This is a genomic window from Microbacterium sp. NPDC064978 (assembly GCF_044543605.1).
GTDB lineage: Bacteria > Actinomycetota > Actinomycetes > Actinomycetales > Microbacteriaceae > Microbacterium > Microbacterium meiriae.
Genome location: NZ_JBITWF010000001.1, coordinates 419,214 through 438,035, shown reverse-complemented (window position 1 = coordinate 438,035; position 18,822 = coordinate 419,214). Strand labels below are relative to the sequence as shown.

Genomic DNA, 18,822 nt, shown 5'->3' with positions numbered 1-18,822 from the left:
CTCAGCTCGCGGGGAACTCCACCCGGTCCGTGCACTGCGCGGTGGCCGGTGCGAGTCCGGACTGGATGTTCGACGAGAGGCTGTCGACGATCGACTGGAAGTCGACCTGCTCGCCGCGGCGGATGATGACCTCGATGGCCGGCTCCCGCCCGTAGGTGACGAGGCGCTGGCGCTCGTCTTCCTGCTCCAGGACCAACCAGTCGACGCCACCGAGGGTGGTGCAGACGAGGTCGGACGGGGCGGGGGGCTCCACGCCGCAACGCAGGACGACCGTGGGATCGCCCCACGCGCCTGTCGCCTGCGCGTCGGTCCACACCCGCTCGTAGCCGCCGACGGTGTCCGGCAGGAGCACGGAGACGTTCGCGCAGGCCGGGTCGTTCGCGTCCTCCGCAGGCTCGAGGTGCACGGTGGTGGAGCATCCGGCGAGTCCGGCGGCGAGGGCGATCGACCCCGCGACGGCAGCGAGGCGGCGGGAACGAAGCATGCATCCAGGCTACCTTTGACGACATGCCCTCCCGACCCGACTCCGACGATCCGCGCCTGGGGGATCTCTCGGAGGGCCGCATCCTCCGCGCCATCCTCCAGCGCACCGCGCCCGCCGCGCACACGCTCCTCGGGCCGGGTGACGACGCCGCCGTCATCGCGGCTCCCTCCGCCTCCGTCGTCGCGACGACCGACACCCTCGTGCACGGGCCGGACTTCCGCCTCGCCTGGACGAGCGGCTACGACCTCGGGTGGAAGGCGGCGGCGGTCAACCTCGCCGACATCGCCGCCATGGGCGCGCGTCCCACCGCCCTGCTCGTGGCTCTCGCCGTGCCGCGTGAGCTCCGGTTGTCCTTCGTGGAGCGCCTGGCTGACGGCTTCCGCGAGGCCTGCGCGGCGCTCGCGCCCGGGTGCGCGGTCGTCGGCGGCGACCTCACGGTGTCCGAGGTGCTCACGGTCGCCGTGACGGCACTGGGCGACCTCGAAGGCCGCCCGCCGGTGACCAGGGCGGGGGCGCGACCGGGCGACGTCGTCGCCGTGGCGGGGGAGCTGGGCCATGCCGCGCACGGACTGGCGGTGCTGTTCGGACGCTTCCGGGACGGCGAGACGCCGATGCCGGTCGATCCTGCGGCCCTCGCGGCGGGGGAGAGCGCCGCGGTCGCCGCGCAGCTGCGACCATCCCCGCCCATCGGCCTCGGCGTCGCCGCGGCGGCCGCCGGCGCGACCGCGATGATGGACGTCTCGGACGGCCTCGCCCTCGATGCGCGTCGTCTTGCGGAGGCCTCCGGCGTCACTCTCGCGCTGGACGGCGCGGCGCTCGGTGCGAACCCGGAGCGGGCGCTCGCGGGCGGTGAGGACCATGCGCTGCTCGCGACGTTCCCGGACGGCGTGCTGCCGCCGGGGTTCCGCGCGATCGGTGTCGTGCGGTCGCGCGGCGACGAGGACCTGCTCTGCGACGACCGTCCTGTGGATGTCAGCGGCTGGGATCCCTACCGGGACTGGGACTCCGTCTCCGGCTGAACGGCCGCGGACGCCGGCTCGTCGCGGTCCGGCTCGGCCCACCAGAGGGTGGTGTCGCCGTAGGTCTTCTCCCGGAACACGCGGAGCCCGGCCGCCGTGAAGTCGGGGGTCGGGGAACGGCGGGCACGCTCGACGACCACGACGGCGTCGTCGCTGAGCAGTGGAGCGAGGGCGGCCAGGTCACCGTCCATCGCCTCGTCGTCGATGTCGTACGGCGGATCCGTGAACACGAGGTCGTACGACCCGGACGCTCGGCCGAGGAACGCCCGGACGGTCGCCTCCTGGACCTTCGCGGACGCGGCGCCGGATGCCTTCGTCACTGCCGCGACGTTGCGGCGTACGACGGCTGCCGCCTGCCGGTTGCGCTCCACGAGGTCGGCGCTTCGGGCGCCGCGGCTCAGGGCCTCGAGCCCGAGCGCGCCGGAGCCCGCGTAGAGGTCGAGCACCCTGGCACCCGCGATCGCGTCGAGCGACTCCAGGGCGCCGAACAGCGACTCGCGCACGCGATCGCTCGTCGGCCGTGTCCCGGCACCGGGGACGTCGAGCCGGGTGCCGCGTGCCGTTCCGGCGATGATCCTCGTCACCCGTTCACGATACGACAGGGCGCGGGCGGTCGTGTCCGTGCGGTTCCCTAGACTCGGAGCATGTCGCTCACGCTCGAATCCTCGCTGGAGGAGGCCCTCGGTGCGGCGTCGGCCAAGACGCTCGACCGCGCCTTCGGCATGAAGACCGTCGGCGACCTGCTCGCGCACTATCCGCGTCGGTACGCCGACCCCGGCGAGCTCACCCCCATCCGCGACCTCCCCATCGGAGAGACCGTCACCATCGTCGCGGAGGTCCTCTCGTCGAGCTTCCGTCGGATGCGCAACCGGCCGGGAGCCATGGTCGACGTCGTCATCGGCGACGGCGTCGGTCGCATGTCGTTGACCTTCTTCGCGAAGAACGTCGGCGCAGCGGAATGGCGCTCCAAGGATCTGGCGGTCGGGCGCCGTGGCGTGTTCTCCGGCAAGGTCGGCGAATTCAACGGGATGACCCAGTTCGCCCACCCGGAGTACGAACTGTTCGACGACGAGGACGCGGCGCGGCGGCGTGCCGATGCCAGGGCAGCCGTGCCGCTCCCGATCTACCCGGCCACCTCCGCGATCCAGACGTGGCAGATCGCCCGGCTCGTCGGTCGTGTCCTGGACGACCTCCCGACCGTGCCGGACCCGCTGACCCCGGAGATCCGCACCCGCGAGGAGCTGCTGACGGCGCGGGAGGCGCTGGAGGCGATCCACCGCCCGCGCTCCCGCAACGACATCGATCCCGCGGTGCGCACATTGCGCATGCACGAGGCGCTGACCCTGCAGACGGCCCTGCTCCAGCAGCGTGACGCGGTGCGGGCTCTGGCCGCCACCTCGCGGCCGGCGACCTCAGGCGGCCTCCTTGAACGCTTCGACGCCGCCCTGCCCTATACGCTCACGCCCGACCAGGAGACGGTCGGTGCGCAGATCGCAGACGACCTCGTCGGTTCCTGGCCGATGAACCGACTGGTGCAGGGCGAGGTCGGTTCGGGAAAGACGCTGGTGGCCCTGCGGGCGATGCTGCAGGTCGCCGAGAGCGGGGGACAGGCGGCCCTGATCGCGCCGACGGAGGTCCTCGCGGGGCAGCATCTGCGTTCGATCACGAAGATGCTCGGTCCGCAGCTCGCCCCCCTGCTGATGCCGACCCTGCTCACCGGGCAGATGCCGGCTGCCGACCGTCGCAAGGCCGCGCTGCGCGTCGCCTCCGGCCAGGCGCTGATCGTGGTCGGCACCCATGCGCTCCTCGGTGAGAAGACCACGTTCGCCGACCTCGGGTTGGTCGTGGTCGACGAGCAGCATCGGTTCGGGGTCGAGCAGCGGGAGGCGCTGCGTGCGAAGGGATCCAGCCCGCACGCGCTCGTCCTCACCGCGACGCCCATCCCGCGGACGGTCGCGATGACGGTCTTCGGCGACCTCGACACCTCGGTCATCCGCACGATGCCGGCCGGCCGCGCCGGCATCGAGTCGTACGTCGCGCCGTTGGCCGAGCATCCCGGCTGGTTCAACCGGGTGTGGGAACGGGCAGCGGAGGAGATCGCGCAGGGCCGGCAGGTGTTCGCCGTCTGCGCGGCCATCGACACCGCGGCGAAGACGGCCGAGGCGGGGGAGCAGGCGCTGCTCGCCCCCGAGGGCGGCAAGGGCCCCCGCTGGGGCGTGGTCCAGCTCGACGAGGCCTTGGCCACCCATCCGACCCTCGGCGGGCTCCGGCGGGCGGTGCTCCACGGGAAGATGCCCTCCGAGGAGAAGGACGCCGTCATGCAGGCCTTCGCCCGCGGGGAGATCGACCTCCTCCTCGCGACGACCGTGATCGAGGTGGGCGTGGACGTCCCCAACGCCTCGACGATGATCGTGCTGGACGCGGACCGCTTCGGGGTCTCCCAGCTGCACCAGCTCCGCGGTCGGGTGGGCCGAGGAGGGGTTCCGGGACTCTGTCTTCTCGTCACCGAGGCCGAGGCGGGATCCGTGGCCCGCGAGCGGGTCGATGCGGTCGCCGCCACGCTCGACGGCTTCGCGCTGGCCGAGGTCGATCTCGAACTGCGCGGCGAAGGCGACGTGCTGGGCGCGGCACAGGCCGGCGTGCGGTCGTCCCTCAAGCTGCTGCGCGTCGTCAAGGACGCCGCCCTCATCACCCGGGCTCGCGAGCTCGCGGAGGACATCCTCGCCATCGACCCCGAGCTGGCGGCGCATCCCGGGCTCCGGGAGGCCATCGGACGGCGCGTCACCGACGAGGATCGCGCGGCGCTCGCGAAGAACTGATCGCCGTTCCGGGTGCCCTAGGCTGGATGCCATGAGCAGCCGGATCGCCGTCGTCCCGGGTTCCTTCGATCCGCCGACCCTGGGTCACCTCGACGTGATCCGGCGTGCGGCCGCCCTCTACGACGAGCTGCACGTGCTCGTCGTGCACAACCCGGGCAAAGAGGCGATGCTGCCGATCGCGCAGCGGCTGGCACTCCTGGAGCGCTCGATCGCCGAGGACGGCATGGCGGGCGACATCGTCATCGGGTCCTGGAGCATGGGTCTGCTCGTCGACTACGCGCGCGATGTGAACGCCGGCGTGCTCGTGAAGGGGATCCGCTCGCAGGTCGACGTGGCGTACGAGTCGCCGATGGCGATCGTCAACCGGCACCTCGCCGACATCGAGACCGTCTTCCTGCTCCCCGATCCCGCGCATGCGATGGTCTCGAGCTCCCTGGTGCGGCAGGTCGCGAGCCTCGGTGGAGACGTGTCGCCGTTCGTGCCGCCGGCCGTCGCCTCGTTCCTCGACACCGGCGCGCGCGGGATCTGATCCGCGTCCCGCTCCCGGCGGTCTCCCGGCCCTCCTCTCCGGTGACCCGGGTAGCATGGCGGGGTGCGTTCCCGACTCAACAGCCCTTTCGTCCTCCCCGTCCGTGACATCGTCCGGCGCCCGGGGGAGATGCGCGAGCACTCCTTCTCGGTGCCCCTGACGGAGCAGTGGGGGGAGGGCATCGTCTCCTTCGAAGCGGGCTCGGAGCTCGATCTCGACGTGCGCCTGGAGTCCGTCCACGAGGGCATCCTCGTCACCGGAGAGGCGGAGGGCGAGTACGTCGGCGTGTGCGGTCGATGCCTCACCGACATCGCCCGGCCCGTCGAAGTCGAGTTCCAGGAGCTTTTCGCGTATCCTGGTGAGGAAGAAACTGACTTCGAGGTTCAAGACGACCACGTGGATCTTGAAACTCTCGTCAGGGATGCGGCCGTTTTGGCCCTTCCTTTTCAGCCGGTGTGTCAACCGGATTGCCTCGGGCTCGACCCGGTCACAGGCGAGAGGCTGACCGAGAGCACCGGAACGGAGCAGGCCGCTCCCATCGATCCTCGGTGGAGCGCGCTCCAGCAGATCACAGACCAGGACGGCACGGCAGAGCGCGGTGCCGCCGAGAAAGAAGAGAGCTAGTCATGGCTGGTAACCCCCCGAAGCGCAAGGTCTCCCGTTCGAACACCCGCTCGCGTCGCGCGCAGTGGAAGGCGGAGGCCCCCGCGCTCGTCAAGACCATCGAGAACGGCAAGGTCGTCTACAGCCGTCCGCACCAGGCGAAGGTCGTCACCGACTCGCAGGGCACCGAGCTCTTCCTCGAGTACAAGGGCCGCAAGGTCGCCGACGTCTGAGTCGCGAACCTTGACGGAGGTCCCCGGGGGGACGAGGCCTCTCCCAGACAAGCTCCGCGTCGATATCGACGCGGAGCTTCTGGAGTTGGCCCTCACCCACCGCTCCTACGCGTACGAGCACGGCGGCATCCCGCACAACGAGCGTCTCGAGTTCCTCGGCGACTCGGTGCTGGGGCAGGCCGTCACGGTCATGCTGTTCACACGGCACCCCGAGCTCGACGAGGGGGAGCTGGCGAAGCGTCGTGCGAGCGTCGTGTCGACGGTCGCCCTGGCGGAGGTCGCTCGCGGCATCGATCTGGGCAGTCACCTGCTGCTCGGACGCGGTGAGGAGCAGACCGGTGGTCGCGACAAGGACTCGATCCTCGCGGACACCATGGAGGCCGTCATCGGCGCCACCTACCTGTCCGCCGGGCCCGAGGCCGCGACGGCGCTCGTCCTGCGTCTGACCGAGCCGTTGCTCGCCGACCCCGAGCGGTACGGCGCGGCGATGGACCCGAAGACCAGCCTGCAGGAGCTCGCGGCACGCCTCGGCGCCACGCCGCCGCAGTACTCGGTCGAGGCCAGCGGCCCCGACCACGACCGGCGCTTCACGGCGACCGTGGCCGTCGGCGACGTTCGCATGACGGGTGCCGGCAGCAGCAAGAAGACGGCGGAGATGGCGGCGGCACTCAGCGCCTGGCGCACCCTCAGCGAACGTGCCTGAGCTCCCCGAGGTCGAGGTCGTCCGCTCGGGCCTCGCACCGGCCGCGGTGGACGCCGTCATCACCGGCGTCAGCGTCTTCGACGAACGCGCGCTCACCCGGCACACCGCCGGAGCCGCGGACTTCGTCCAGCGTCTGGAGGGTCGCCGATTCACCGCGGCCGCGCGGCGGGGCAAGTTCCTCTGGTTGCCGCTCGATTCCGACGACTCCGCTCTGATCGCGCATCTGGGCATGAGCGGCCAGATGCTGCTCCGCGCGCCGGACGCTCCATCCGAGCGGCACGAGCGGATCCGTCTGAGCATCGAGCACCCCCGACACGGCGAGCTCGCGATCGTGTTCGCCGATCAGCGCACCTTCGGATCGCTGGCCGTCGATGCCCTCGTCCCCGACGGCCCCTCCCGCATCCCGACACAGGTCGCGCACATCGCGCGTGACCCGCTCGACCCGTTCTTCGACGACGCGGTCTTCCGTGCTGCCCTCGCCCGGCGGCACAGCGCGATCAAGCGGGTGCTGCTCGACCAGGGTGTCGTGAGCGGCATCGGCAACATCTACGCCGACGAGTCGCTGTGGGCGGCCCGCATCCATCCGGAGACACCGGCCGACGCTCTGCCGACCCGGGCCGTGAATCGCCTGCTCGCCGAGGTGCGGTCGGTCCTGCAGAAGGCTCTCGCCGAGGGCGGCACGAGCTTCGATGCCCAGTACGTCAACGTCAACGGGCAGGCCGGCTACTTCGCGCACTCGCTGAACGCCTACGGTCGCGGGGGGAAGCCCTGCCCGCGCTGCGGCACGCCGATCACCCGTGCCGCCTTCATGAACCGCTCCTCGCACTTCTGCCCGCGCTGCCAGCGGAGGCGCTGACCCGGGCCGGTATCCCCGGCCCGCCACCGCCTCACGCCGGAGCGAAAGCACGATCCAGCAGCGGGCGGGTCGCCCAGGTGCTCGCCCACACGACGCCGATGCCGACGGCCACGACCGACGCGATCGTCATCAGCGAGAGGGGCGCGACGATCAGCGCGATCCCCACCAGCGGGAACACGAGCACCGCAGCGCACAGCGCGGATCCCACCGCCGTGACGAGCAGCGGCGACATGATCGCGCGACGACGCGCGCGGTCCACTGTCTCGACGGGCATACCCAGGTGGTGCAGGCTCCGGTGCAGGTCGCTCTTGTCGAGCACGTCCGAGGCCTGATTCACACCGACGGAGGCGGCAACCATGAGGAACGAGCCGACGAGGGTGATGATGAGCCCGGTGCGGATGTCCTCCGCGAGCGCGATGCTGGAGGGATCGTCACCGGCCCCGATCGTGTCGAGGAGGGCGACGCCGGTGCCGGCGAAGACGGCCATGAAGCTCGCCATCGCGATGCCGCCGACCTGACGCCAGGCCGCCTTCGGAGCGTCGAGCACGAGGCGTGCGGCCAGCAGCCGTTCGGGACGCTCCGCCCGCCGAAGCTGACGTCCCGCCGACACCTTCAGCACCCATGGGCCGAGCACGTTCAGGACCGTGAGGGCGAGCGCGAACGTCGCCGCGAGCACCGCGATCGTCGCCACGATCCCGCCGATCATCGGGAAGACCTTGACGAGCACGAACGCGAAGGCGATGCCCACCACCGCGATGACGGCCCGGACCCAGTGCACGTTCGTCGGCGCCGTGCGCGTTCGGACTCCGAGTGGCGAGATGACGACGCGGCGCAGCCCCACGACGGCACTTCCGGCGGCGAGCACGAGCACGCCGGCCACGACAGCGGCGATCATCACCGGAGGGAGCACGACCGCAGGCAGGCCGAGCGGCTCGCCACGGAACGGGATCAGACCGATGAGCGGGCTCAGGGCCAGATGGCCGCCGACACCGATGATCGCGCCGGTGGCGGCGACGAGGACGGACTCGACGACGGTCGCCGTCGTCACCCCGCCCGGAGTCACCCCGAGCAGACGCAGAGTGGAGAGACGTTCGTCGCGGCGTCGGGCGGACAAGCGGGCGGCGGCGCCGCCGAGCGAGGCCAGCGGCACGACCAGGAGGACCAGGGCGATGGCGGCGAGCGCCTGGTACAGGACGGCCTCGTCGTCGGTCCAGGTCCAGAAGGCCTGGGCCCCGCCGACGACGGTGAGGACGAGGGTCGTGACCACCGCGAAGGCGACGATCGGGAGCGCGAGGACGCTCCGCTGTCCGGGAGCGGGACGCAGGAGCAGGCCGAGGACGGAGAGGTTCACGCGTTCACCGCCGAACCGAGGATGCGGCCGTCCCGGACAGCGACCGTGCGTGTGCAGCGGGCCGCGACGTCGGCGTCGTGCGTGACGACGATGAGGGTGCGGCCCTGTCCGGTCGTGGACCAGAGGAGCGCGTCCATGACCTCGGCGGAGGTGTGCGAGTCCAGGGCGCCGGTCGGCTCGTCGGCGAAGACGAGGTCCGCACCCGTGGCCTGGGCTCTGGCGATGGCCACGCGCTGGGCCTGTCCTCCCGACAGCTCGCCGATGCGCCGTTCCTCCATGCCGCCGAGACCCAGTGCCGCGAGCCACGACGCCGCGTGGGGGAGTGCGTCCTTCTTCGCGACACCGTTGATCATCGAGGCGAGGGCGACATTCTCCACTGCCGTCAGCTCGGGGATCAGCAGTCCCTGCTGGAAGACGAACCCGAATCGCTCGCGACGCAGCCGGGAGCGCGCCGCCTCGCCGAGCGCGGTCACCTCGATGGGCGTTCCGGTGGACGGGTGGAAGACCACGCGCCCGCTGTCCGGGGCGGTGATGCCCGCCAGCACGTGCAGGAGCGTGGTCTTGCCCGACCCCGACGCTCCCATGATGGCGACGGACTCGCCGCGGTGCACGGTGAGGTCGACTCCGGCGAGGGCGTGTGTGACGCCGTAGGTCTTCACGAGGGCGTGGGCTTCGATCACGGGAGTGTTCATGTTCCCAGCCTCGCCGGAGACCTGTGCCGGTGTCGTCGGTCAGGCGGATGAAGCTGAGCGGCAGCCGTCATCCGGGAGGATGACGGCTGCCGCTCGTCCTCAGATCTTCTTCTGCCACGCGCCCGCGTACGACACGGGAACGAAGCCGATCGCCTCGTTGATGTCGAGCATCGGCCGGTTCTCCTCGGCGTTGAACGTGGAGACCACGTCCGAATCCGGGACGAGCTCCCACCACCGCAGGAGGTTGGCGCACTTCACGATCGTTCCGAGGCGATGGCCGCGGTGGTCCTTGGCGACCAGCGTCCCGAACTGGTGGGTGGTCCCGGTCTTCTCCGCACCGATCAGCAGCTCGTTGTACGCGACGAGGGTGCCGGACGGGACATGCTCCACGGCGACCACGGACACCGTCTGGCCGGCGCCCGTGAGACGAGCATCGCGGCGGACGACCCGATCGGCGTCGTAGACCTCGGCGACGAAGTCCATGTCGCCACTGGGGGCGTCGGTCGACAGTCGGGCAAGCACCGCGGCGTATCCGTCGCGGAACTCCGGCGGGGTGGGCAGCTCCCATTCGACCACGCGGTAGTCCGGTCCCGCGACCGCGAGCGCCGCGTCCAACGCGCGGCGCAGGGGCTCCGGGTCGGCACGCAGGTCGAGCTCGCTGTTGCGCTCCACCTGCTCCAGCGTGAAGCCGCGGGCTTCGACGACGTCGCTCAGCGGTGTCGCCGGGATGCGCCCCCATCCCGTGCGCGGCTGGAGCATGCGGTCGGCCTCCTCGGGGCGGTGGAGGGTCCAGATCTGCAGGACGCTCCGGCCGCGCTCCCTGGCCTCGGTCTCGGCGCGGTCGAGCAGCGCGTCCTCGACACCGCGCCCGGTGTGGGCGGCCGGGACGAGGAGGTCGAGCTCGGCGGCGTGCGCGTCCTCCTCCTGTGCGAAGGACACCGTCACCATGCCGATGATGTCGTCCCCCTCGCGCGCCACGAATCCGAGGTCCAGCGCATCGGAGTCGTCCTGCCAGTTGGGCAGCATCTGCGCGGCGTCCGGGGCGAGGTCGGGGAGGCCGACCTGCTCGTCGCAGATCTGTCGATTGAGGGCGCCGTAGGCGCGGAAGTCCGCGGCGTTCGCATCGGCGAGGGTGGCCGGGACGATCAGCGGCGTGATCGTCAGTGCGGCGGTCGTCATGTCGGGTCCTTCGTGTCGGAGGGAGGAGGAGGTGCCGGGTGGCCCGGCGTCCGTCCGCAGCTGTACGGACGGACGCCGGGTCGGCGTCGATGCGGTCGTCATCGTCTGTCAGCGCATTCCGCGCTGCATGTCGTGCATGAGGAGGGCGTGCGCCTCCGCAGCCGAGCGGTGACGCTGCTCTCCGACGAGGAACAGGTCGCCGGGATCGACGGTCCACGACCGGCGCGGACGCCGGGGCCGCTGCGCCCGCTGGAACAGCCAGAGGCCGATCCGGAGCGAGAGGCGGTCCGCGATGCCGAGCTGACGCAGCTCGTCGTCGCGGGGGATCTGGAGGACCTCGCGGTCCTCGGTATCGGGCGGATGGGTGGTGCTGCGTGACAGCGTGATGTTCACGATGGTTCCTTCGAAAGGGATGGATGGGGTGCGGAAGCACCACGTCAGGACCGAGTCGTCGGCCGCGACGGGTGCGGACGAGAGCAGCGCCTGTGGAGCCGCGGAATGCGGAGGCAGGAGGCGGGGATCCATGATCCGAGGGGATCAGAGGGTGGGACGCGACAGAACAGGCGGGAGAAGACCCGGATCGGGTCTGCGTTCCCAGGCTGCGGTTCTAGCCGAGCGAGCCGTGACGGACGCCGGCGGTCACCGATGCCGCGTGGCGCGGCGCAGAGTGCGCAGGCGCGGCGAGGCCAAAGACCTCTGCGGTGTGCTGAGTGATCATCATCGGTAACCTCCTTTCGTGTGGCGATCCGGAGGCCACCGTAGCGAAACTCACAGGAGATCGTCAAGCATTTCGTGCTAGCACCGGCGTGTCGCGATCGAGCCGGGGTCCGTGACGACCGCGCGGGATACCGGCCGTTCCGCGGGATTCCGGTAGCGTAGCGGCGTGAATCTCCCCGGACGAGCGGTCGCCCCATGCACCTGAAGAGCCTGACGCTCAAGGGGTTCAAGTCGTTCGCACAGCCGACGACCTTCGTGTTCGAGCCCGGCGTCACGTGCATCGTCGGACCGAACGGCTCCGGCAAGTCCAACGTCGTCGACGCCCTCGCCTGGGTGATGGGGGAGCAGGGAGCGAAGACGCTCCGCGGCGGGAAGATGGAGGACGTCATCTTCGCCGGCACGTCGACCCGCGGCCCCCTCGGGCGTGCCGAGGTGCAGCTCACCATCGACAATGCGGACGGCGCGCTGCCCATCGAATACGCCGAGGTGACCATCAGCCGCACGCTGTTCCGCAACGGCTCCAGCGAATACGCGATCAATGGGGAGGGCTGCCGTCTCCTCGATGTGCAAGAGCTGCTCAGCGACTCCGGCCTCGGCCGCGAGATGCACGTCATCGTGGGTCAAGGACGGCTCGACACGGTGCTCCAGGCCTCGCCGGAGGATCGACGCGGCTTCATCGAGGAGGCGGCGGGCATCCTCAAGCACCGTCGGCGCAAGGAGAAGACGCTGCGCAAGCTCGACGCGATGGAGGCCAACCTCACGCGTCTGAGCGATCTCGCGGGGGAGATCCGCCGCCAGCTCAAGCCGCTCGGCCGCCAGGCCGAGATCGCGCGCGAGGCGCAGACCATCGCCGCCGTCGTCCGCGATGCCAAGGCCCGACTGTTCGCCGACGACGTCGTTGCGCTGCGCACAGCCCTCGCCGACCACACCCGGACCGAGCAGGAGCGGCACACCGAGCGCCTGGTGCTGTCCGACCAGGCCGAGACCGTGCGCGCCGGGATCGCTCGGCTGGAGAAGAACCAGAACTCGATCGCCGTCGACGAGGCGCGCAGCGTCGCCTTCGGGCTCGAGCAGGTGCAGGAGCGGGTGCGCGGGCTCTACACTCTCGCCAACCAGCGCCTCGCGCTTCTCGGGTCCGAGGAAGACGACGCGGCCGTGACCGCGGTGACCGTCACACAGGCGACGATCGACGAGGCAAAGGAGGACATCGAGACGATCTCGTCCGGCCTCGGCGATGCGCAGGACGCCGCGGCTGCGGCGAGTCGCGAGGTCGTGAACGCCCGCGCCGAGCTCGACACGCTCGACGTGGACATCGCGGAGCAGAGCGCGCTCGTCTCCGAGTACGACATGCGACTGTCCTCGCTCCGCGGGAACGCCGATGCGGCGGCATCGGCCCTGGCCGCCGTCCGCGGCGCCGTGCTCCGCCAGGAGAACGCCCTCGAAGCCGCGCACGCCCGGCGACGAGAGGCCGAAGAAGCCCTGGAGGCGATCGACGACGCCGAGGCCCCCGATGGCACGGCCGTCGAGTACGCCGCGGCCTACGAGAGCGCTCAGCGTGCGGCGACGGCGGCGGAGGCGGAACGGGAGAGCCTGCGCGAACGGCTGCATGCCGCCGAGCGCGAGGTCGACGCCCTCACCGCGAAGGCCGCCGCCCTGAGCAGTGCCCTGTCGCTGTCGGGAGGCGCCGCCGAGATCGTCGCCGAGGGGGGTCCAGGGGTCCGCGGTCTCGTCGGTGATGCCGTGCAGGTGCGGGCGGGATACGAAGCCGCGATCGCGGCCGTCCTCGGTCCGCTGGCCGAGGGTGTGCTGGTCGGTTCCGCGGAGGATGCGTTCATCCTCGCGGCGGAGGCCGCAGAGCGCCGCCGGGGCGTGGTCGACTTCGTGGTCGCCGATGCCCCGAGGGAGCAGCCGACACCCCCGGCCGTCGACGGCGTGATCGCCGCGACGGAGACGGTGACCGCGCCGGACGGGATCCTCGGCATCCTGGCGCACGTTCTCATCGCCGACGACCTCGATGCGGCGCGTGCCGCGCGGCGCATTCTCGACGCGAGAGGCGACACCTCGACCACGATCGTGACCACCGGCGGCGACGTCATCACCGCTCAGACCCTGCGCACGGGTTCCGGAGGGGAGCGTTCGCGCCTCGAACTCGCGGCGGAGCGGGACGCCGCGACCGAGCGGCTCACCGAGATCCAGATCGTCGTCGACTCCCTCCGTGAGGCGCGTATCGACGCCGACGAGGCCGTGGAGGAGACGCGGCGTCAGGCGAAGGACGCGCTGCGCGCGTTGCGCGAGCACGACGCCGCCCTCGCGACGCACGCGGAGCAGCTCAACAAGGTGACCGTGCGTCACGAGGCCGCTGTCGCCGAATGCGATCGCCTGGAGACCGGACTCGCCCAGGCGCAGGCCGCCGTGGCCGACGCGGAGGCGAAGGCGGAGGCCGCGAAGGCGGAGCTCGACGCCGCGGTCGCCGCGCCGCGTCCGGTGCTCGACGCCTCGGCGCGCGACGGTCTGTTGGAGGCACTGGAGAGCGCCCGCGAGGGCGAGGTCCGTGCTCGTCTGGAGGTCGAGACCCTGCGGGAGCGGGTCCGGGCGGCGCAGTCCCGGGTGACCGCGTTGGAGCGGCAGCGCGAGCAGGAGCGGGACGCCGCGGCGGAGGCCGCCCGCCGCGCCGTCATCCGCCGGGCGCAGCGCGAGGCGGCATCCGGAGTCGTGGACGAGCTGCCGCGCATCCTCGACTCCCTCGACCGCTCCGTCACCGAAGCCCGCGTGGCGCTCGCGGAGGCGGAAGCCGCCCGGTCGGCGCAGAACGAGGAGCTCGTCGCGCTGCGCGCCCAGGAGTCGTCGCTGCGGGAGCGTCTGGCCGGGCTCACGGAGAGCGTTCACGGCCTGGAACTGCAGATCCACGAGAAGAAGCTCCACCTGAACAGCCTGTTGGAGCGCGTGTCCTCGGAACTCGCGCTCGACGAGGACGTGCTCGTCGCCGAGTACGGGCCGGACCAGCTCGTGCCGCGGGATCCCGGGGCGGAGCCGGCCGATGGCGAGCTGCTCGACGACACCGCGATCCCGTTCGACCGCCGCATCCAGCAGCGGCGTCTCGCGGACGCGGAGCGGAAGCTCGCGCAGCTCGGGCGGGTCAACCCGCTGGCGCTGGAGGAGTTCGCCGCCCTGGAGCAGCGTCACGCGTTCCTCACCACGCAGCTCACGGACCTGACGCAGACCCGGCAGGATCTGCTGACCATCATCGCCGACCTCGACGAGCGCATGCAGACGATCTTCGCCAGCGCGTTCGAGGACACCAAGGAGGCCTTCGGCCAGGTCTTCCCGCTGCTGTTCCCCGGCGGCACCGGCAGCATCTCGCTGACCGATCCGGACAACATGCTGACGACGGGGATCGAGGTCTCGGTCCGCCCCGTCGGGAAGAAGATCGAGCGGCTGTCGCTGCTGTCCGGCGGGGAGCGGTCGCTGGCCGCGGTGGCGCTCCTGGTGGCGATCTTCAAGGCGCGTCCCAGCCCGTTCTACATCCTCGACGAGGTCGAGGCCGCCCTCGATGACGCGAACCTGGGCCGGCTCCTCACCGTCTTCGAGCAGCTGCGGGAGAGCTCCCAGCTCCTCGTCATCACGCACCAGAAGCGGACGATGGAGATCGCCGACGCGCTCTACGGCGTGTCGATGCGTCAGGATGGCGTCTCGGCCGTGGTGGGTCAGCGCGTCGGCGACCGCGCCGCCGCCGCCGTCTGAGTCCTGCCGCCCTCCCTCGGCGGGCACAGCTTCGGAGATCATGGCCCTCATCCGGCGTGTCGATGGTCGGATCCGGCGTGTCGCCCGCGGTCTCCGAAGCTGTGACCGGACGGACGGGGCCGGGTCAGATCGCGAGGGAGCGTTCGAAGCCCGTGATCACAGCCGGGAAGTCGGGATGGTCCTGCGGGCGGTGAGCGTAGCCGGGGAGCATCATGTGGTCGGCTCCGACGTCGACGAGCCTGGTGGCGATGATCTCGTACTCCTCGTTCCATCCGCCGGTGACCACGATGGTCGGCACGCCGGCGAGACAACGCTCCCGGATGCCGTGACCCCAGGGGAGGTTCGTGGTCGCCCACCGCTGCGCGACCGCGCGCTCGTCCTCCCAGCGCTCCCGGGTGGACGGGCCTCCGAACATGAGCGGGCGCAGGATGGACCAGAAGCCGAAGAGGTCGCCCTGCGTCACCCTCGCCCGTGCCTCCGTCACCACCGCGATATGCCGCTCGATCGGAGCTTCACCGCGGGCGATGTCGTACAGGGCGGGCTCGACGAGGACGAGGCCGGACACCCGCAGGCCGTCGGCGATGGCGCGGACGGCGGTCACCGCGCCGATCGAGTGCGCGAACACGAGCGGCGTCCGGTCACGCTCTCCCTCGACGAGAGCGCCCGCCTGCGCTTCGACGGACGACTCCGGCGGGAAGCTGAGGAAGGTCCCCGACTCCGGATCCTGCGAGGGCCACGCGGTGGTGCCGCGTCTCCCGGCACCGTGCAGGAACACCCGGTGCGGGAGCGGCGCGCGGTGCATCCCTGGATGCTACCCGTAGGCTGGACGCATGGCAGAGAAGTCCTGGTCTCTCGGTCGCGCGCTGCGCGGCATGTTCGTGAAGCCCACCATCGACGAGACGACGTGGGAAGACCTGGAGACGGCGCTCATCACGGCGGACTTCGGCCCCGACATCAGCGAGCGCATCGTCGAAGAACTGCGCGACAAGGTGGCGAAGTACCGCACCACCGACCCCAAGGACCTCCAGCGCATGCTGCGGGAGACCCTGGAGGAGCACTTCGCGAAGTTCGACACCACTCTGAAGCTCACCGAGCGGCCCGCCGTGGTCCTTGTCGTGGGTGTGAACGGCGTGGGCAAGACGACGACGATCGGGAAGTTCACGAAGTTCCTCCGCGGCTACCAGCGGAGCGTGGTGGTGGGGGCTGCCGACACCTTCCGTGCGGCCGCCGTCGACCAGCTCGCCACCTGGGCCCAGCGCGGGGGAGCGGCGATCGTCCGCCCGCAGCAGGAGGGGCAGGACCCGGCCTCCGTCGCCTTCCAGACCGTCGAATACGCCAAGCGCGAGGGCATGGAGATCGCGATCATCGACACGGCGGGGCGGCTGCACACCAAGGGCGGTCTCATGGACGAGCTGGGCAAGATCCGCCGCGTCGTCGAGAAGCAGGCCCCGATCAGCGAGGTGCTCCTCGTCCTCGACGCCACGACGGGACAGAACGGTGTGATGCAGGCGGAGACCTTCCTGCAGCACGCGGGCGTGACGGGGCTCGTGCTCACCAAGCTCGACGGCTCGGCCAAGGGCGGCTTCGTGCTCGCCGTGCAGGAGCGGACGGGCATCCCGGTCAAACTCCTCGGACAGGGCGAGGGCATCGACGATCTGACCGGTTTCACGCCGCACGTGTTCGTGCAGGCGCTGGTCGGCTGACACAGGGCTTCCGCCCCGAGCACCAGGCTGGTTTCATAGCGTTATGGCGATCGAACACGACTACTTCGGACTGCTGTCGTCGGGCCCCGACGGCTCGATCTTCTGGTCGGAGACGGTCGAACTCGGCGACCAGAGCGTGACCGTGGACCTGACGGCTCCGGACCAGGACGACGTCTCCGCCGACGCCCTCGACATCGCCGCCGGACTCATCGCCGGTCTGGAGAACGTGGACGCGACCGCGCGCCGCGGAATGCTCGCCGAGGTGGACGACCGCACGAGTGAGGTGACCGAGTACATCCTTCAGCAGCAGGAGGTGTTCGGCGACGACCTACCCGACGTCCTCATCGACGTGTCCGGGGACGCGGCCGTGGACATCATCCGGTCGATGCGCCTGATGAGCATGACGATCCTCGCCGACGAGCACGGTGGCTCCGAGCCGTTCGCCGTCCTGGAGTACGCGCTCGATGACAGCGCCACCGACGACGTGCTGCTCGTGAACCTCGGTTCCGACGGCAGCGTGCAGTCGGTGATGAGCGCCGACTGACCGCCGCCCGTCAGACGGCCTGCGCGAACCCGAGGTCGGCGCTGTCCGCGATGTGCGCGAGATGAGCGGGGATCTCCCGTCCCTTCGAGGTCATCGACTGCGCCCAGAGCCGCCCGGCGCGGTACGAGGAGCGCACGAGAGGTCCGGCGAGCACCCCGAGGAAGCCGATCCGCTCCGCCTCTTCCTTGAACTCGACGAACTCGGCGGGCTTCACCCACCGGGAGACCGGAAGGTGCCGCGGCGTCGGGCGGAGGTACTGGGTGATGGTGATGATGTCGCAGCCGGCGTCGTGGAGGTCCTGCAGCGCCTGGACGACCTCCTCCGGCTCCTCGCCCATGCCGAGGATGAGGTTCGACTTCGTGATGAGCCCGGCATCGCGAGCCTGCGTGAGCACGTTCAGCGAGCGCTCGTAGCGGAACGCGGGGCGGATGCGCTTGAAGATGCGGGGCACGGTCTCCACGTTGTGCGCGAACACCTCGGGGCGTGCCTCGAAGATCTGGCCGAGGAAGGCGGGGTCGGCGTTGTGCTCGTTCGCCAGCAGCTCCACTCCGGTGTTCGGGTTGAGCTCGTGGATCTTCCGCACCGTCTCGGCATTGAGCCAGGCTCCGGTGTCGGGGAGATCGTCGCGGGCCACGCTCGTCACGGTCGCGTAGCGGAGGTTCATCCGCTGCACGCTCTCGGCGACGCGTCGTGGCTCGTCGGTGTCGTAGTCCGCGGGCTTGCCGGTGTCGATCTGGCAGAAGTCGCAGCGGCGCGTGCACTGCGACCCGCCGATGAGGAAGGTCGCCTCGCGGTCTTCCCAGCACTCGTAGATGTTCGGGCAGCCGGCCTCCTGGCACACCGTGTGCAGGTCCTCGCTCTTCACGAGGGAATGCAGCGCCGAGTACTCCGGCCCCATCTTGGCCTTGGTCTTGATCCACTCGGGCTTGCGCTCGATCGGGGTCTCGGCGTTGCGGATCTCGAGGCGGAGGAGCTTGCGCCCCTCGGGTGCGGCGGTCATGCCGGGACTCCTGTCAGGTCGGGTGCGTGGGCGGTGCGGAAGGCGTCCTGCACGGCGTCGACGAGGTCGAGCGGGCCGACCACGCGGCCGGACACCTCGCTCACCGTGGTCACGCCGGCGTCGGTGATGCCGCAGGGGATGATGTCGCGGAAGGGCGCGAGGCTGTTGTCGCAGTTGATGGCGAAGCCGTGCATGGTTACGCCCTGCTGCACGCGCACGCCGATCGCGGCCACCTTGTCCTCCGACAGCGGTCGACGCACCCACACCCCGCTCCGCCCCTCGACCTGGTGACCGTCGACCCCGAACGGGCGCAGCACCTCGATGAGGATCCGCTCCAGCCGCCGCACGTGCGCGACCACGTCCATCGGCTCCGGCAGCCGGAAGATCGGGTAGCCGACGAGTTGCCCCGGCCCATGCCAGGTGATCTTCCCGCCGCGGTCGACGTCGATGACCGGGGTCCCGTCCTGGGGGCGCTCGTGATCCTCCGTGCGCTTCCCCGCGGTGTACACGGCCGCGTGCTCGAGCAGGATGAGGGTGTCCGGGCGGGCGCCGGAGACCACGTCCGCGTGCACGCGGCGCTGCAGGGCCCAGCCCTCTTCATAGGGGACGGGGGTCGGCAGGAAGCCGGGAGTGAGGATGTCGAGCATGC

At 70.9% G+C, this 18,822-nt stretch carries 19 protein-coding genes; 10 read left to right on the top strand and 9 right to left on the bottom strand.

What is annotated here, in order from left to right; translation table 11 throughout:
- Position 1: 1 nt before the first annotated feature.
- On the bottom strand, positions 2-484 hold the full coding sequence (locus ACIGJI_RS02215; RefSeq protein WP_187663961.1) for a DUF3515 family protein: 483 nt from the start codon (positions 482-484) through the stop codon (positions 2-4).
- Between the two features lie 23 nt (positions 485-507).
- On the opposite strand from ACIGJI_RS02215, the gene thiL reads away from it, so the two are divergent.
- On the top strand, positions 508-1,503 hold the full coding sequence (gene thiL, locus ACIGJI_RS02210) for a thiamine-phosphate kinase (protein ID WP_268776387.1): 996 nt from the start codon (positions 508-510) through the stop codon (positions 1,501-1,503).
- Here the strand turns inward: thiL and rsmD are convergent.
- Positions 1,473-2,087: a 16S rRNA (guanine(966)-N(2))-methyltransferase RsmD gene (gene rsmD / locus ACIGJI_RS02205; RefSeq protein ID WP_259951674.1), complete on the bottom strand. Its 615-nt coding sequence runs from the start codon at positions 2,085-2,087 to the stop codon at positions 1,473-1,475. The genes thiL and rsmD overlap by 31 nt on opposite strands.
- Positions 2,088-2,147: 60 nt before the next feature.
- Here rsmD and ACIGJI_RS02200 point away from each other — a divergent pair, with 60 nt between their 5' ends.
- The 6 genes from ACIGJI_RS02200 to mutM all read left to right on the top strand — a co-directional run bounded on the left by ACIGJI_RS02200 (position 2,148) and on the right by mutM (position 7,246).
- The gene (locus ACIGJI_RS02200) at positions 2,148-4,322 is read left to right on the top strand and encodes an ATP-dependent DNA helicase RecG (protein WP_363444211.1); all 2,175 of its coding nucleotides are present in this window, start codon (positions 2,148-2,150) and stop codon (positions 4,320-4,322) included.
- 31 nt (positions 4,323-4,353) lie between these two features.
- Entirely contained in the window at positions 4,354-4,851 is a 498-nt protein-coding gene (coaD, locus tag ACIGJI_RS02195; protein ID WP_187663965.1) for a pantetheine-phosphate adenylyltransferase, read from the top strand.
- A 129-nt stretch (positions 4,852-4,980) separates the two neighbouring features.
- Positions 4,981-5,475: a DUF177 domain-containing protein gene (locus ACIGJI_RS02190; protein ID WP_025103319.1), complete on the top strand. Its 495-nt coding sequence runs from the start codon at positions 4,981-4,983 to the stop codon at positions 5,473-5,475.
- Between the two features lie 2 nt (positions 5,476-5,477).
- On the top strand, positions 5,478-5,687 hold the full coding sequence (gene rpmF, locus ACIGJI_RS02185) for a 50S ribosomal protein L32 (protein WP_013586329.1): 210 nt from the start codon (positions 5,478-5,480) through the stop codon (positions 5,685-5,687).
- A gap of 10 nt (positions 5,688-5,697) precedes the next feature.
- The gene (gene rnc / locus ACIGJI_RS02180; RefSeq protein ID WP_060923098.1) at positions 5,698-6,390 is read left to right on the top strand and encodes a ribonuclease III; all 693 of its coding nucleotides are present in this window, start codon (positions 5,698-5,700) and stop codon (positions 6,388-6,390) included.
- Positions 6,383-7,246, top strand: coding sequence for a bifunctional DNA-formamidopyrimidine glycosylase/DNA-(apurinic or apyrimidinic site) lyase (gene mutM, locus ACIGJI_RS02175; protein ID WP_187663966.1), 864 nt, complete (start codon positions 6,383-6,385; stop codon positions 7,244-7,246). The genes rnc and mutM overlap by 8 nt, the downstream gene beginning before the upstream one ends.
- Before the next feature lie 31 nt (positions 7,247-7,277).
- Here the strand turns inward: mutM and ACIGJI_RS02170 are convergent, their stop codons facing one another.
- From ACIGJI_RS02170 to ACIGJI_RS02155, 4 genes are all read right to left on the bottom strand, one after another.
- Positions 7,278-8,597 (bottom strand): FtsX-like permease family protein, encoded by a 1,320-nt coding sequence (locus tag ACIGJI_RS02170; protein WP_363444208.1) that lies wholly within the window; start codon positions 8,595-8,597, stop codon positions 7,278-7,280.
- Complete coding sequence (locus ACIGJI_RS02165) at positions 8,594-9,289, bottom strand: ABC transporter ATP-binding protein (protein WP_187663968.1); 696 nt, start codon at positions 9,287-9,289, stop codon at positions 8,594-8,596. Before ACIGJI_RS02165 ends, ACIGJI_RS02170 begins: the two co-directional genes overlap by 4 nt.
- Positions 9,290-9,388: 99 nt before the next feature.
- Positions 9,389-10,468: a GNAT family N-acetyltransferase gene (locus ACIGJI_RS02160; protein WP_363444205.1), complete on the bottom strand. Its 1,080-nt coding sequence runs from the start codon at positions 10,466-10,468 to the stop codon at positions 9,389-9,391.
- A gap of 108 nt (positions 10,469-10,576) precedes the next feature.
- Positions 10,577-10,993 carry a hypothetical protein gene (locus tag ACIGJI_RS02155; protein WP_363444202.1) on the bottom strand — a complete coding sequence of 139 codons (417 nt, stop codon included), beginning with the start codon at positions 10,991-10,993 and terminating at the stop codon, positions 10,577-10,579.
- A 387-nt stretch (positions 10,994-11,380) separates the two neighbouring features.
- On the opposite strand from ACIGJI_RS02155, the gene smc reads away from it, so the two are divergent.
- Positions 11,381-14,926 (top strand): chromosome segregation protein SMC, encoded by a 3,546-nt coding sequence (gene smc, locus ACIGJI_RS02150; protein ID WP_363444199.1) that lies wholly within the window; start codon positions 11,381-11,383, stop codon positions 14,924-14,926.
- 124 nt (positions 14,927-15,050) lie between these two features.
- Here the strand turns inward: smc and ACIGJI_RS02145 are convergent, their stop codons facing one another.
- The gene (locus ACIGJI_RS02145) at positions 15,051-15,728 is read right to left on the bottom strand and encodes an alpha/beta hydrolase (RefSeq protein ID WP_363444196.1); all 678 of its coding nucleotides are present in this window, start codon (positions 15,726-15,728) and stop codon (positions 15,051-15,053) included.
- Between the two features lie 28 nt (positions 15,729-15,756).
- Here ACIGJI_RS02145 and ftsY point away from each other — a divergent pair, with 28 nt between their 5' ends.
- Both ftsY and ACIGJI_RS02135 read left to right on the top strand, forming a co-directional pair.
- Complete coding sequence (ftsY, locus tag ACIGJI_RS02140; RefSeq protein ID WP_025103328.1) at positions 15,757-16,629, top strand: signal recognition particle-docking protein FtsY; 873 nt, start codon at positions 15,757-15,759, stop codon at positions 16,627-16,629.
- Positions 16,630-16,672: 43 nt separating this feature from the next.
- Positions 16,673-17,173, top strand: coding sequence for a DUF2004 domain-containing protein (locus tag ACIGJI_RS02135; protein WP_363444190.1), 501 nt, complete (start codon positions 16,673-16,675; stop codon positions 17,171-17,173).
- A gap of 10 nt (positions 17,174-17,183) precedes the next feature.
- On the opposite strand, the gene lipA is transcribed toward ACIGJI_RS02135, so the two are convergent.
- Both lipA and lipB read right to left on the bottom strand, forming a co-directional pair.
- Positions 17,184-18,173 (bottom strand): lipoyl synthase, encoded by a 990-nt coding sequence (gene lipA, locus ACIGJI_RS02130; protein WP_363444187.1) that lies wholly within the window; start codon positions 18,171-18,173, stop codon positions 17,184-17,186.
- Positions 18,170-18,820, bottom strand: coding sequence for a lipoyl(octanoyl) transferase LipB (gene lipB, locus ACIGJI_RS02125; RefSeq protein WP_363444184.1), 651 nt, complete (start codon positions 18,818-18,820; stop codon positions 18,170-18,172). The genes lipA and lipB overlap by 4 nt, the downstream gene beginning before the upstream one ends.
- Between the last annotated feature and the right edge of the window lie 2 nt (positions 18,821-18,822).

Coding starts and splice junctions, on each gene's coding strand:
- ACIGJI_RS02135 (WP_363444190.1), top strand. CDS start 16,673: ATGGCGATCGAACACGACTACTTCGGACTGCTGTCGTCGGGCCCCGAC.
- coaD (WP_187663965.1), top strand. CDS start 4,354: ATGAGCAGCCGGATCGCCGTCGTCCCGGGTTCCTTCGATCCGCCGACC.
- ACIGJI_RS02155 (WP_363444202.1), bottom strand. CDS start 10,993: ATGGATCCCCGCCTCCTGCCTCCGCATTCCGCGGCTCCACAGGCGCTG.
- ACIGJI_RS02160 (WP_363444205.1), bottom strand. CDS start 10,468: ATGACGACCGCCGCACTGACGATCACGCCGCTGATCGTCCCGGCCACC.
- ftsY (WP_025103328.1), top strand. CDS start 15,757: ATGGCAGAGAAGTCCTGGTCTCTCGGTCGCGCGCTGCGCGGCATGTTC.
- ACIGJI_RS02200 (WP_363444211.1), top strand. CDS start 2,148: ATGTCGCTCACGCTCGAATCCTCGCTGGAGGAGGCCCTCGGTGCGGCG.
- rpmF (WP_013586329.1), top strand. CDS start 5,478: ATGGCTGGTAACCCCCCGAAGCGCAAGGTCTCCCGTTCGAACACCCGC.
- ACIGJI_RS02145 (WP_363444196.1), bottom strand. CDS start 15,728: ATGCACCGCGCGCCGCTCCCGCACCGGGTGTTCCTGCACGGTGCCGGG.
- smc (WP_363444199.1), top strand. CDS start 11,381: ATGCACCTGAAGAGCCTGACGCTCAAGGGGTTCAAGTCGTTCGCACAG.
- lipA (WP_363444187.1), bottom strand. CDS start 18,173: ATGACCGCCGCACCCGAGGGGCGCAAGCTCCTCCGCCTCGAGATCCGC.
- thiL (WP_268776387.1), top strand. CDS start 508: ATGCCCTCCCGACCCGACTCCGACGATCCGCGCCTGGGGGATCTCTCG.
- ACIGJI_RS02190 (WP_025103319.1), top strand. CDS start 4,981: ATGCGCGAGCACTCCTTCTCGGTGCCCCTGACGGAGCAGTGGGGGGAG.
- ACIGJI_RS02215 (WP_187663961.1), bottom strand. CDS start 484: ATGCTTCGTTCCCGCCGCCTCGCTGCCGTCGCGGGGTCGATCGCCCTC.
- lipB (WP_363444184.1), bottom strand. CDS start 18,820: ATGCTCGACATCCTCACTCCCGGCTTCCTGCCGACCCCCGTCCCCTAT.
- ACIGJI_RS02165 (WP_187663968.1), bottom strand. CDS start 9,289: ATGAACACTCCCGTGATCGAAGCCCACGCCCTCGTGAAGACCTACGGC.